The organism is Bacillus sp. FSL K6-6038 (assembly GCF_038050455.1).
GTDB classification, from domain to species: Bacteria; Bacillota; Bacilli; order Bacillales; family Bacillaceae_G; genus Bacillus_A; species Bacillus_A pseudomycoides.
The window spans coordinates 1,026,388-1,040,257 of record NZ_JBBOUH010000001.1; the positions used below are offsets into that span (position 1 = coordinate 1,026,388).

The following is a 13,870-nucleotide window of genomic DNA, read 5'->3' on the forward strand; positions in this document are numbered from 1 at the left end:
TTAAATTCTCTCCTTATTTTTGTTATTTTATTTTTACTCGTTCTCCTTTTTTCAAAGGTTCACTGGTTTGTAAAACAATTTGATCTTTCTCATATACTCCTTCCAACACGACTGTTTCTTGTCCATTGGATTCACCAACAGTAATAGGAGACTCTTCTATATAAAAGGCATTACCTAAAGGTCCTTTTTTTTCTTCTATTGTATAGACAAATGTTCTCTGTCCTTCCTTCTTAATCACCTTATTTGGTATAAGCACGCCTTTAGTCAATTGTTTAGTCAGTGTAGCTTCTACCTGCTCCCCTTTTTTCAGTTCTTCTCCTTGTACTTTTACAAGAATACGTTTCTGTGGTTGTGGAGTTGCTGATGTTTGTTCAAATTGCTGTTCATCTTTTGGTTCACCTTTTTGTTCATCTTGCTGTTTACCTTGTTCTTCCGGTCTCTGATTTTCATTACTTTCTATATTTTTAATCTCTATAAGTTCACCTTCTAAGGATTTAGCATTTCCTTTCAAATTTATCTTTTCTCCAACCTTCAAGTGCGTGGCTAAATCAGCAGGTACTTGTACTTCAACCTTAAAGCCTTTACTCTCATCAGAGAGAATTACATCACCTTCATCTCTCGTAGAAAGCTGATCCTTCTTTGCATTTATTTTTGTAACAACTCCATCGAAAGGAGCGATCAGCTTCTTGCTCATTTCTAATTCTTCTTTTAAACTTTTAATTTTTCTTTCTTGCGTACTAATCTCAATTTTTTTGCTCTCCACAGCTGTTTTGAGACTTTGTAAACTTGTCTCACTTATCCCACCATTTGGTTGACTATTTGATTTGTTTTCTTGTTGATTATCCTGTTGATTATTTGATTTGTTTTCTTGTTGATTATTTGGTTGATCATTTGATTTGTTTTCTTGTTGATTTTTTTTTGCTTCATTATAATTTGCTTGAGCGTCATTCAGTGCTAACTTTTGAATTTGAAGAGTTGCTTCTTCATCAAGAATCACTTGTTCACTCTTTTTACTATCGTATGTCACTAATAATTGATTTTTTTTGACACGGTCTCCTGCTTTTACATGCACCTCCTTCACTTTCGCCTCTATGCTACTATTACTTAACTTTGCTTCTTCTTGTGGCTGTAATTCGCCATTACCTGTAAACGTTTGTTTAAGCTCACTATTTTTTGGCTTCTCTGTAATAACCTTTGGCAAGTTCCAATTCGCTAGCGTATTGCTAAAGAGTGTAAGGATAATTAAAAGCCCTATAAATAAACTGGAAATAATTTTAATATTTCGTTTTTTTCTTGTAACGACTTGTTCCGTTCTATTCTCCATTGTGTTCCCTCCTAAAATCTTTCCGAAGGAATGTTTACATTGTAATTCTTCATTATTCCTTCACACCTGATAACTGAATTCCCTTAATAAAATAGGACTGCGCATATAAAAATAAAAGTATCATTGGGGTCATATACAGAATAGAAGCAGAAAACCCAACCCCACGTGCCTCTTTGTTAATTTTTGATAAATAGAGCGATAATGGATGTTTGGATTCATCATTCAGAAAAATAAGCGGCTGTTCGATCATATTCCAATAATCTGCAAATAATAAAACAATAAGAGCGGCAATTCCAGGACGAATAAGAGGAAGAATAATCTTAAAAAAGATTGTAATATGGCCAGCTCCATCCATCTTAGCCGCCTCTATATACGCATCCGGGATATGCAACATGAACTGCCGGAGCATAAATACACCAAATGCACCAAAGATTCCTGGAAGAATAATAGACGCTATACTGTTCAAGATTCCAAGTTTATCCGCCATGATATAATTTGGTACGAGCGTAACTTGGAATGGCATGAGCATCGTCAAAAGATAAACTATAAACAACTTGTCTCTTCCTCGAAATTGAATCTTAGCAAAGACATAGGCTGCAAACGATGCAACGATTACTTGACCTACTATTATTGGTACAACCATGAATACTGAATTCCAAAACATTTTTAAGAATGTCGGATTTTTCACTAATACTGTTCCATACTGTTCAAATGACACTAAATCTGGGATTAGTTTTAAATTAATGAACGGTGTATCCTTTTTCACTTCTCCAATCGAATCATAATTGGATCCAATCTCTTGCTCAGTCATGAATGAATTCGTCAAGGTAAATACGATTGGAAATAGCATCATGACCGCTAATATCGTCAAAAATAGCGTTAACATCCATTTACGAAATACATTTTCTTTTTTCATCTGCTTTTCCCACCTAATTCATAAACTTTCGAAAACGACGTTCTATTGCAAACAATACGAATACAAGGATAGAAATAACCGCCACCATCAACGTGGCAGCCGCTGTCAACTTTTGAATATCAAGCGACACGAACATATTGTTCATATAATGCTGCATCATATACAAACTGTCATGCGGATAACTTCCTGCAATCAAGTATGTTTCCCGAAAGACTTTAAACGAATTGATAATCGACATTAATATGACAAAGAACATTGTTGGTGTTAAATAAATCAGTGTAATATTTATAAATGTATGCATACGACCTGCACCTTCAATTTCTGCAGTTTCGTAATACTCTTTGGGGATATTTTGTAGAGCTGCTAAAAATAAAATAATGTTGTATCCGATATTTTTCCATAGATATACGATTGTCAAAACAATAATTGCCCAATTTGATTTCATCCAATCAATTCGTTCAAATCCCATATTGTGCATCCATACGTTAAACGTACCGTTCCAATCGAATAAAATTTGCCAGAGCATGACAATGGAAGCCACAGGAACGACAAGTGGTAATACAAACGCGCTTCGTAACCAATTTTGAATATATACATTTTGATTCAAACAAAGTGCCAGTAATAAGGAGATAATGATGATGAGCGGTACACTCACTGCGGTAAACCAAAACGTATTCGTTGCTGCTTTGAGAAAAGAAGCACTACCTAGCAGTTCTTTATAATTGGCTAAACCGACAAAAGAACCATCAGTAGTGCCGTCCATTAACGAATAAATCATTCCCATTACAAATGGAATCAGATAAAAAATTGAAAAACCAATTGCACTTGGCAGAAGGAACAATAATGCTATACTTGTATCCTTTTGCATAAAATCCCGAAATTTTGTTGGGGATTTTTTTTTATCTTGAAGTTTATTCAAGGATCGATGGTCGCGATCCAAAAAAACATTCCGAATATATGATCGACTTTTGTTTATTTTCATTCGTGGATCCCTCTTTTTTATGAGTCTATTTTTATAAATCCATCTTACAATTATGTAGTTTAGTGGACACAGATGCAGATGAAATGCAGATAAAATAAAGAAATGAGGGATTTTAGTTCCGATGTTCATAAAACGGAATAAAAAAATGAAGGTTCCCCTTCCTTGCTTAGAATCATAAGGTGAAATCGAAAAGATAATAGATAAGCTTTATCAACTTTAGATAGGCTGGGTGGTTCTGTTGTAAAGGCCATGAATGGTTTCAATGCTTTTTATTGTATAAGGGGTATGGCGAAGGTTTAAAAGTAAATAGAAAAATGAAAAAAATAGTAAAATACAAGCAGACCAAATTTAGAAAAAGATAGGCTCTCAATTGCCTATGTATGATAGTCAGAAATCCTACATTAAAGAAATAGTTGAAGGAACTGGAATCCCTTAATATTCTTTATATAGAACGATTAATCATCCGAAACTTGAAAAAACACAGATGTGAATACCTCTGTGTTTTTTACTTTGCGTTCTACAGCAAGAACATTGTCACTAAGCCGACAGGGAACTAGTTAATTTATGTCCAAATTGTGTTTAAACGAACGATTTTCTTTTTTCGTTTTGGTGACACTTTAAAATATTAGCTTGATGGCTATGTGATGGTACGCCAAATAGTGTAGTTAACAATCTTTTATATGTTGTGTAACTCAAAATAAAATGTTTATAAAATTAAGACTACTAAGGTATTTAGAGTTCGAGGCAGTTACACAAAATATAAGATATGGGTAAGTAAAGGAAAGAGTTTTATGTTTTTTCAAATTCCTAAAAGAGTTATATAGATCAATAAAATATGTTTTTTTGAAATTGTCACTTTTCTGTAACATAAGTGATTTATTTTATATAGGTAACTAACATGGAAAGAGGGAGAAGTTATGAAAAAAATCATACCGATAGTTGCATTAATGGGCATACTAAGTTTAGGGATGCAAGAAATGAATGTGAAAGCTGAGACATACAAATGTGCAGATTCCAAAATGGATTTTTGGAATTCTAAAAGAACAGGTACTAATTTTATGAATAGCACTTCATTACCTGAGAATTACAAGAGTGCAAAGGAGGCTCATATTGAATATGTTCGTTTAGCACCTGATAAATGGGCAAAAGATAAAGCTTTCTTCTCTGGTGACAAACCAGATACACCAGGAAAAGATTTTCTTATCGGTAATGCAGATAACTATCAAGGATTAGTGAAAGAGGATGTAGCAAAATTAAAAACAGATTTAGATGCTGCACAATCACAAGGAATTAAAGTTGTACTTACAATGCTTTCATTACCTGGTGACCGTTGGCGCCAATTTAATAATAATCAGAATGATGATAGAATCTGGGAGGAAGAGAAATATCAAGAACAAGCAAGCCAATTTTGGAAGGACCTTGCTCTTGAATTAAAGGATCATCCTGCTGTGGTTGGTTACAATATTATAAATGAGCCACACCCAGAAACATCTAAGAAAAATAGATATAATGATTTTTGGACGGAAGATTATGAGAAATGGTATTCAAAAGTGAAGGGGACCCCAGCAGATTTAAATAAATTTTATCAAAAAGTTGTTACTTCAATTCGTGAAGTAGATAAAGAAACACCCATTATTTTAGATTCAGGCCTATATGCCACACCTTGGGCTTTTAAATATCTTAAACCAGTTAAAGATAAGAAGACATTGTATGCATTTCATATGTATGAGCCATATCAATTAACAAGCCAGCGTGAAAATCAAAATAAAGAGTATCAATATCCTGGAATTGTAAAAGTAGGAGATGTAGAAAAACCTATGATGTGGGATAAAGATGGATTAAATAAATTCTTACAGCCTGTTCAAAATTGGTCTAAGAAGAATCATGTACCATCTAATCGAATCATTGCTGAGGAATTTGGAATTAACCGTACTGTTCCTGGAGCACCTCAGTACATGCAGGACTTAATTTCTATATTCAATCAGAAAGGGTGGCACAAATCATTCTATGCATTCCGTGAAGATACTTGGACAGGAATGAATTATGAATTAGGAACAGGAAAAACAAAATGGGACGAAGAGGGTAAACCAATACGTCAAGATAACCCTCTCTGGGATGTAATTAAAAATGATTTACAAGCTCATAAGAAGTAAATTATTACTAAGTAATATAGTGTATTAGGAACTTGACGGATATATTATCCGTGTTTGAGCATCTGATCTATTAGGATTAGATGCTCTTTCTTTATCCCTTGATATATAAAGGGTACACCTTATGTTGTACCTTTACGGACAAAAAATAACCAAAAAGAAATAAGGTGATATTTAAAAGTTCCTTTTACTCCCGATGTATTGACAGGAAAATTAATTATAATAATTAAATATAATGATATAAAGTTATTAGTGAGGGATAAATATGTTTACAAATAAAAAAGGGATTCGAATTGGTTTAGGTTTATTTATCTTTTTATCTATAATTCAATTTACTATTGGCTATATAGAGGGATATTATAAATCTTCTACAGGTAATGAGTTATTAATTTCAGGAACATGGAAAACTGTGTTATTAGATGCTCCTGAAGGTATACTTGTTATTTTAGGAGCAATTGCTTTATAACAATGCACGAAGAAGTTACTAGAAAAAACGGCATCTATGTAGATTCCGTTTTTTTCTGGTTTGCTACCGGTAAGTGGGGGGATATTAACACATATATAGGATATACAGTTTGTTTGTCTAAAAAAAAGGAAAGCAGATGGCTTTCCTCAGAAATAGTATGTTGAACCAAACGGAATTGTTGAGAAATCAGTTGGATGTATGACATGATGTACAACATGATGATGTATAACATGTGTAAAGAAGGGATTCTGTGCCATCGTTTGGTGAATTGCCTGTTCTGTCACTTCTCCAGAATGTAATGTGATAGCGATTTGTCGTGTGTTATTAAAGTATGGGCTTATCATACTAATTCGTCTCACTCCTTTATAACAGTTGGCTTGCCTTTTTACATGTTATGTCTATGTACTGAACAAAGAGCTTATTTTATTGAGATTTGGTTACCGAAAAGCCGAGCCTAATTTGTGTACTGCCAGTATTTCGGAAAAAACCATGCTAAGGGTTTGGAATATTGAAAGTAACAGGAGCATTATAATATTTCGTTTACTACCGATAACTTGACTTATGTAAAAAACTAGTATGGATCTAGTTTTTTTTGTTTATGGATGTTTTAACCTCTTTATTTAAAGTGTTTCGAATATATACGTTTGTTAGTGATTTTGCTAAAAATAGCTAAATTCGGATAAGGCTAATGAAATCAATGTTTTGAAAGTAAACTAATAATAAAAAGTTTACTTTCATTTAGTGATCTTATTGAGTCCTATCTCAATAGAAACTCAATTAATAATTTACATGAATTTTTACATGCTAAGAGCTTAAATCTTTTTTGGTCTTCAATAGTTTTATTATCTGCTTGGTCGGATACAGACTTCACGCATAGGAATGGTATTTTATTAACATAAGAAACATATGAAAAAGATGCTATTTCTTGGTCAACAGCAATAGCGTTATGGGTACTGCTTAAGGATAGTCTCAAAGCATCTTCTCTAATACGTTGGTCTCCCGATATAACCATCCCATTGTTGATTTTATGTTCACTGGTATTGATAGCAAAATTAAGAAAATCACTAAATATAGAATTATTGCCATCAATAATGGATGTTCTACCAGTATATAGGTCCCACACATCATCGCCTTTTCCAGCATTCGTAACATCATGTTGAAGCATTTGTCTTGCAATGACAATTTCTCCACCCTTGATGCTATCTGACAAACTTCCACAAATTCCTGTCATATATATTTCGTCAGGATGAAACTCTGATATAAGTAATTGTGTACAACTAGAACAGTTTGTTTTTCCAACACCACTTATAACGGATATAATCTCTAAATTGTTAATATTATGATGATAGAATTCCCATGCGGCAATTTTACGAACTTTTCTACTCGGATATTCTTCGTGTAAATAATTTAGTTCAGGTTGCCAAGCTCCAATTATTCCTATCCTCTTCATTTTTATCCTCTCCTTGTCCAAATTATACCAAAAAGATCTTGTTTTAGGATATAATATAATCAGAATGTTAAGATGAATTGAAATATTGATATGTTAATACAAAAGGTAGGTAATTATATGATTCGTGAAGCTGAACCAAAAGACAGTAATGTAATTGAAAATTTATATAAAAAATTAGCACCGCATAGTAAAAACATTAAGGTTTTACCAGAAAGAATTGAGCAGATAAGGAATGATTCTAATAATTTCTTATTTGTTTATGAGGAAGATTGTAAAGTTAAAGGAAGTATATTTATGACTTTTTGTCTTGATCCAGGATACCAATTTAGACCATATACTGTTCTAGAGTATGTGATTGTAAATGAAGATTTTCGAGGTAATGGGATAGGTGAAAAGTTACTAAAGCATGTAGAGCAAATATCAATTGCAAGAGGATCCACAAGAATTATCTTATTAAGTAGTACAACTAGAATAGAAGCACATAAATTCTTTGCTAAAAATGGTTATGATGGAACTATAAGTAAGGGCTTCAAGAAATATATACCAATTAATTAAGTTTGATATATAAGAACCACTCTTAGATATAGTAGTGGTTTTCTTAATTGTTTTTAAATTAATTAACACATTAAAGAAAGTCATCGTGAACCACTTAAAATAAGCATTTTGTGTCAACGATGCATAAAATTGTCGTTATGGGGATAAATCAAAACCTTAGGTTGATGGCGATGGGAACCCTTATATAACAAAGCGTCGAGATCAAAGCATTAAGTAGCTTTAGACAAAGAACAAGCCGATTTCCTTAATGTACAGAAAATTGGCTTGTTGATTCGTTACTCGTTAAAAATGTTTGTAAAGCTTCTAGAGGTTATCATATCAAAAAAAGAAAATTTTACGTTAAACAAAAACATTGGTTACCAAAAAACAATGTTTTTGTTTAACTTCTTAATGAATTCATTCACCTGTGACTTTCTTTTTTATTTTTATGTTGTGTAATGATGGTGAGCTCATGTCTCTTTATCTCAGCAAGCTCATCAGAGGTATAACTAAAAATTCCAGATGCTTTTACTGGATTCGAAGTTATCGTTGCGAGTTTTCGCTTCTCTCCTGGTAGTGCATGAAAAAGTTTATTTAGGTCAAAAGAAGCACTACCTGGTTTTATATTTGGAAATTCCTGTTTAATATATTTTAGAGCTAAAGGACCATTCATGTGACCATTATTGTCACTTTTTAAGTAATATGTTTGCCAATTTGTCAGCGCAATACCAGTATTCCCTGCATCTAATTGTTTTTGTGTAATATAATACGTATCATGTTCATATAGATCTGAGGCATCGGGATTTAAGTCCACTATTATACCAGCTTGCTTAATCAGAAGTTGTTGACCATGTTTTATCGTTTTATATTCAACTTTCCCATCTTCATAGAAAACTTTAATTTTTTTAGAAAAGTTTTGGTTCTTATAATAATCATACACACTAATGCCAAATTCTCCTTTGTTAAAAGTAGGAGCTTTGTAAGCACGGTTTTCATTGTTAGCTGTATAATCATATTTAGCACTTTGTTCTGATAAAAGAATAACAAAAGGCTCTTTTAGAAACGTATCATAGGTATCTCCAAATGTTGTAAGAATCGTTTCTCTTGTATCAACGTCTGCTTTCACTTTATGTTTTGTAATTGGGTTGAAACTGAATAAGATTCCCATCGCTATTCCTACAGGGGAAATTTTTTTTATACTTCTCTTTATCTTTTCTTTCATGACTTTGTTCCTTACTTTCTAAATATACTGTTACCAACATGTTTAAATTAATATCGGTAAGTTTATCTTAATTTAAACCCCTTTCAAATTTCTTTCGTAATTGTTACAAAAGTCTTTCTTTGACTTTCTCTGTTTTCGTAAGAATTGTTGCTATCTTGACCATACTGATAAAAGGTTGACTTTCAACTAGTACATTGGAGTTAAAGGAGGGTTAACATGAAAGATGAATTAAGTATAAATATCTATTTAGATGAAACTGATACTCCGTTTTCAAGATATTATAGCTCAGATGATGTTCACCTAAGCTCTGACCTTGAAGATTTTCTTTTGTCAAAGCTACGCAGTGGCAAAAGAAAAGAAGTTGAAATATTTTTTTTAGGCCAGAATGATTTTGACGAAAAGTTACTGAAGACTGCCACATGTAACACTTTTTCTAACATCTTGAACGAAGAAGAATATACATATGCTAGAAATGTCAATAAGGCTATTGTTTTGTTTGTGGTTGGTATTATTGTTGGGTTGATATACTTGAAGCTTTCAAGCAATCATGCCTATATTGCAGGAGTTTTAAGCATAGTGTGTTGGGTTTTTGTTTGGTCAGGTACAGAGATTTATTTTTTTGAAAATCAGCAAATCAAACGAAATATTAGAAAATGCAAGAACATTCTAAATTCCAATATGCACAAAAAATAGAATGCTAGTAAATATTTATATTCGCGAAGCTGATTTTCGGATTCTATCTTGTACTTGGAAGTCGTGATGAAGATTAATATCGCCATACGAAGAAAGCGTTCATAAATACCTAAGACCTGGATTTAATCTGAGGTCTTATTTTTATCGCAAAAAAACAACAATCTATACGAAAAGAGCCGTGACTTTAAAGAAGTTCAACCAATATGAATGAAAAACAAGCGAATTTCAGTCTCTAATTTATGTTAACAATAATGTGTCTACTTCTTCTATGTTTAACCGATGAATTTTGAAAAGGTTTTTAACGGTATGCTATGAAACGATATCAATTTGATTTTAGTTAAGAAGCAAATATGGAGAGTTGGGAGAAATTGGTGTGAGAGATCGCTCAGATGGAAAACAGGTAAGTGAATTTTGGTTTACTCTTCCCATCACATCAGAAAAAAATAAGACCGCTGAAAGACTTTTGTAATATTTATATTATAGAAATGAAAGACTTTCTTGTTACTATACCACTAAACAGTATACTACAGGAGGACTTTTACTTTATGAAAAGAAAATATGTATTGCTTATAGGAGGTTCCATAATTGTTGGGGGAATTTTATGGTCATTGTTCCGCCCCGAGAAATTATTTATTGATAAGCAAGTGAATGAAGCATTGCCACAAACAGAAATACAATCAAACAAAACAAAACAACAAGAAGAACGAGTAATAAGTACAGGTCAGTTTCAAAACGGTGTTCATGAAACAACTGGAACGGCAACGATCCATCAATTAGGGGATGGAAAACGTGTTTTACGACTTTCAAATTTTTCAACTTCTAATGGACCAGATGTTCGAGTTGTATTAGTTCCTACGAATCGTTTGAAAAATAACGAAGATGTTAAAAACCATCAGTATATTGAATTAGGAAAGTTAAAGGGAAACAAAGGAGACCAAAACTATGAAATTCCTGAAGGGATAGATGTAAGCACATACGGTTCGGTTTCTATATGGTGTAAGAGATTTAATGAAAACTTTGGTGCGGCTTATTTTGAAAAGTAAGAAAGAACATAAAAATGAGGCTTGTGTACATGTCCCATGCCTATTAACTTAAGAACGAAAACAAAATAAACTTTCGTTCAAATGAACTAAAAAAACTCTTGAAATACTTTTTTCCTTAAAAATGAGCATGCCAAATAAACATAGATAGGCATCATTTTTAAAAATGATGCAGCTTTCTTTTGTCTTCTCAATCCATCATACTCATAGACAACACCCATAATATCAAAGACTGTTTTCTTCTCATATCGATGAGATTTCCGACCATTTTCTGTACTAGGTGGAATAGGCGGATTAGAATCTTTGTTATTTCTTGGGTGTTTTTCTGTATAGCTTGATGGGCATGAGGCCAAGTTGAAAAATACAGAATATCTTATAAAATTCGGAATTTTATAAGATATTAACGAAAGAGTTTTGTAACATTTTCGCAAGAAAAATGAAAGGTATTTAAACTAAGATGAACTTATAAATATTGATTTTATATTTTTAAATCAACATACGACAGTCTTTATATGTTTATTTTTTACAGTGTTACATGTAAGCAATCTAGGCTAAATTTTACTAAGAGAGGACAACAAAAATGAAGAAAAAATTTAAAACAATTGGAATTGGAAAGAAAGTCATTCCTACCGCAGCGGCATTAGGTATTCTTTTTTCAGTAGCTCCTATTGCAGAAAACAAGGCTAGCGCAGGGATAGGTACCGTACTCGATGTGACGATTACTTCATTAGGTATAGTGAAAGACATTTATGAAGGACTTGGAATATCTACAGGGGATCCCGACTTAACTGATTACACTGGTCCCTATGCAGAGAATGTATCTTACAGATCTCCTAATTTTAAATCTGGGGAATTCAATATCTCTATGCATCATACGAAAAATGATTCGAATTTTACTAAGCCGATTAAAGTACTTTATCCAGATGGAAAAAGTGAAATTCACAAATTAAAATCAGGACAGCAACTTAAGCTTACAGAAGCGGGTACCATTGTAGATCTAAATCCTGATGCAGAATCTGTTTCAGAACACAATCTTCTTTATATTACACAAGCGCAATTAGATGAAGGAAAAACGGGAGTTGCGCTTAACCAAGTTAAAACTATATATGTAGAAAAAACATCTGGTCAAAATGTAATTCTTCGTGACGAATTTTATAAGAAAAAATTTGGGGAACGTTCTCTTGACGGATTTAAAGGTTTATTTACTGACCTATTCTCTTATTTAACAGAAGAAGAAAAGAAGATAGCAACATTGACTTCACATCCAGTAGGCAGAGAAGTTCTTTCTAATTATGTTACGAATAATCCTGAAGCTCGTGCAGACTTTAATAACAGGTCAACTAATATATTGGCGGAATCTACAAAAATCCTAGAGACACCTATTTCACTACCATTTAGTATACTAAATGACGGTAAACCTTATCAAATTATCCCCTATAAAAAAGGGACGAATAAAGTATTGGTAAAAACAGGTTCAAAATATCTTTCAGGGAAAGAAGGAAATGCACTTCAATATTCTGATTCGATTGGTGATGATGAAGTGTTTGAACTTGTTCAGACCGGTAATTCTCATGATAATAAATTCCAATTCTATTTAAAAAACAAGAATGGAGTAAGTTTGGCTGGTAATTCTTATGTTCAACAATTTGGTACTGATTGGAGTTTCAAATCCGAAATTCGTTTCACTGCAAAAACTAACAATGAAATTCATAACTGGTTAAGAGCATGGTACCCTGGGAAAGAAAATGAGAAACAGAATTATGACGGAATAGAGTTCAGAAGTAATGATAAAGGTGATAGTTCTATATGGACTGCATATGATTCTACTGGAAAATTGATTAAAAATAGTTGGGTAAACCAAGGTACGCAAAATCCAGGTTGGTATTATGCAGATGCTTCAGGAGTTCTCTTGAAGGGTTGGCAGAAAATTGAGGGGAATACGTATTATTTTAATCCGGAGTCTAACATGATGGCTTCAGGAATAAATTCACAAATTGAGGGTAAGTACTATCACTTTAATGATTCTGGTGCTTTGCAACGATCAGCATGGAGAGATAATTACTATTCTGATGCTTCTGGAGCGTTGGTTAAAGAAGGTTTGCGGGAAATCGATGGTAAAATTTATGATTTCCAAAATTACCAACCTACTAAAAATAAACTACGTTTAGAAGATCAAAATGTCATTCTTCATTTTTCTGACAAGGGCGTGCTTGAGAGAGCTTCTGATCTGAATGGAAACGCACTAACTACTCCTACAACTGTTATTTTTAACGAGAAACAAGTAGCCTTTGAGAAAAACGGTGCTATTAGAAAATTAGGAGTGACTGAAAAGAGAGCTTTCCCTCAACCGGATGGAAGCGAGAAGAATGCAATCCACTATTATAGCTTAGAAGAAGGAGCTACTTATGCTGGTTGGAAAACGATTGATGGAAAGAAATATCATTTCAAAGACGGCGCACACTATACTTTCGATGGACATGAAACCATTGACGGAAAAAGATATTATTTTAATCATGACGGAGAAGCTAAGCTAACAGGGTTCGATAAAGTTGATGGTAAGATATACCATTATGACGATAAAGGCGTAATGCAAACGGGCTGGCAACAAATCGATGGTAAATGGTATTACTTCGATGAATCTGGAGCAGCTAAGATAGGATGGTTCTCAGTTGGTGGTGGGTATCATTTCCCTTATTACGGATACTTTACGTATTATGCTAAACAGGATGGTTCAATTTATACAGATACCAAGGTTGAAATTAACGGAAAAACCTATAAATTTGATAGCCATGGACACAAAGGCTATTAATCATCCAAAAAATCTATTTTTTATAAATATGACTCGCTAAATGAGATTCCCACGCCCTCCAGATGCTTTCAGCATCTGGAGGGTTTTTATTAACTTGATGGTGATGTGGTGCACCTCATAAAGAAAAAGAACCTGCTCGAATGACTATTGCGGCTATTGGTGGTTTTATCTGCATCTCACTTATTTATATCTTACCAGGAGTATTATTATTAATCGGCGGACTTATGGGGCTTTTACGTAAAAATAAAGCTGCTGTATCTGCATAAAATACTGATTTGAAAGGC

12 protein-coding genes and 2 pseudogenes are annotated in these 13,870 nt (G+C 33.1%); 8 read left to right on the plus strand and 6 right to left on the minus strand.

Annotated elements, in window-relative coordinates:
- Window positions 1–22 precede the first annotated feature (22 nt).
- The 3 genes from NSQ40_RS05230 to NSQ40_RS05240 are packed head-to-tail and all read right to left on the minus strand — an operon-like array spanning window position 23 to window position 3,222.
- Window positions 23–1,324 carry an efflux RND transporter periplasmic adaptor subunit gene (locus tag NSQ40_RS05230; RefSeq protein ID WP_033797849.1) on the minus strand — a complete coding sequence of 434 codons (1,302 nt, stop codon included), beginning with the start codon at window positions 1,322–1,324 and terminating at the stop codon, window positions 23–25.
- Between the two features lie 52 nt (window positions 1,325–1,376).
- Window positions 1,377–2,240, minus strand: coding sequence for a carbohydrate ABC transporter permease (locus tag NSQ40_RS05235; protein WP_003202798.1), 864 nt, complete (start codon window positions 2,238–2,240; stop codon window positions 1,377–1,379).
- 13 nt (window positions 2,241–2,253) lie between these two features.
- Complete coding sequence (locus NSQ40_RS05240; RefSeq protein WP_018766976.1) at window positions 2,254–3,222, minus strand: carbohydrate ABC transporter permease; 969 nt, start codon at window positions 3,220–3,222, stop codon at window positions 2,254–2,256.
- A 917-nt stretch (window positions 3,223–4,139) separates the two neighbouring features.
- On the opposite strand from NSQ40_RS05240, the gene NSQ40_RS05245 reads away from it, so the two are divergent.
- Together NSQ40_RS05245 and NSQ40_RS05250 are read left to right on the plus strand one after the other, a co-directional pair.
- The gene (locus NSQ40_RS05245; RefSeq protein ID WP_003202802.1) at window positions 4,140–5,375 is read left to right on the plus strand and encodes a glycoside hydrolase family 5 protein; all 1,236 of its coding nucleotides are present in this window, start codon (window positions 4,140–4,142) and stop codon (window positions 5,373–5,375) included.
- A gap of 262 nt (window positions 5,376–5,637) precedes the next feature.
- Entirely contained in the window at window positions 5,638–5,838 is a 201-nt protein-coding gene (locus tag NSQ40_RS05250) for a DUF3937 family protein (RefSeq protein ID WP_003202804.1), read from the plus strand.
- 146 nt (window positions 5,839–5,984) lie between these two features.
- Here NSQ40_RS05250 and NSQ40_RS05255 read toward each other — a convergent pair whose 3' ends face one another.
- A complete protein-coding gene (locus NSQ40_RS05255; RefSeq protein ID WP_231399028.1) occupies window positions 5,985–6,197 on the minus strand; it encodes a hypothetical protein in 213 nt (70 codons plus the stop codon).
- A 398-nt stretch (window positions 6,198–6,595) separates the two neighbouring features.
- Window positions 6,596–7,288, minus strand: a complete 693-nt coding sequence (gene mtnN, locus NSQ40_RS05260; RefSeq protein ID WP_003202809.1) for a 5'-methylthioadenosine/S-adenosylhomocysteine nucleosidase — start codon at window positions 7,286–7,288, stop codon at window positions 6,596–6,598.
- Window positions 7,289–7,405: 117 nt separating this feature from the next.
- Between mtnN and NSQ40_RS05265 the strand changes: the two genes are divergently transcribed.
- Entirely contained in the window at window positions 7,406–7,843 is a 438-nt protein-coding gene (locus tag NSQ40_RS05265; protein ID WP_033796678.1) for a GNAT family N-acetyltransferase, read from the plus strand.
- A gap of 400 nt (window positions 7,844–8,243) precedes the next feature.
- On the opposite strand, the gene NSQ40_RS05270 is transcribed toward NSQ40_RS05265, so the two are convergent.
- Entirely contained in the window at window positions 8,244–9,044 is an 801-nt protein-coding gene (locus tag NSQ40_RS05270; RefSeq protein ID WP_003202814.1) for a hypothetical protein, read from the minus strand.
- Window positions 9,045–9,260: 216 nt separating this feature from the next.
- On the opposite strand from NSQ40_RS05270, the gene NSQ40_RS05275 reads away from it, so the two are divergent.
- From NSQ40_RS05275 to NSQ40_RS05290, 5 genes and pseudogenes are all read left to right on the plus strand, one after another.
- Complete coding sequence (locus NSQ40_RS05275) at window positions 9,261–9,737, plus strand: hypothetical protein (protein WP_033796677.1); 477 nt, start codon at window positions 9,261–9,263, stop codon at window positions 9,735–9,737.
- Between the two features lie 361 nt (window positions 9,738–10,098).
- Window positions 10,099–10,206 (plus strand): annotated as a pseudogene (locus tag NSQ40_RS29410) (sensor histidine kinase); the annotation flags it as partial.
- A gap of 76 nt (window positions 10,207–10,282) precedes the next feature.
- A complete protein-coding gene (locus tag NSQ40_RS05280; protein ID WP_003202815.1) occupies window positions 10,283–10,780 on the plus strand; it encodes a DM13 domain-containing protein in 498 nt (165 codons plus the stop codon).
- A 577-nt stretch (window positions 10,781–11,357) separates the two neighbouring features.
- Window positions 11,358–13,586: an N-acetylmuramoyl-L-alanine amidase family protein gene (locus NSQ40_RS05285; RefSeq protein WP_003202819.1), complete on the plus strand. Its 2,229-nt coding sequence runs from the start codon at window positions 11,358–11,360 to the stop codon at window positions 13,584–13,586.
- A 140-nt stretch (window positions 13,587–13,726) separates the two neighbouring features.
- A pseudogene (locus tag NSQ40_RS05290) lies at window positions 13,727–13,852 on the plus strand (hypothetical protein); the annotation flags it as partial.
- Between the last annotated feature and the right edge of the window lie 18 nt (window positions 13,853–13,870).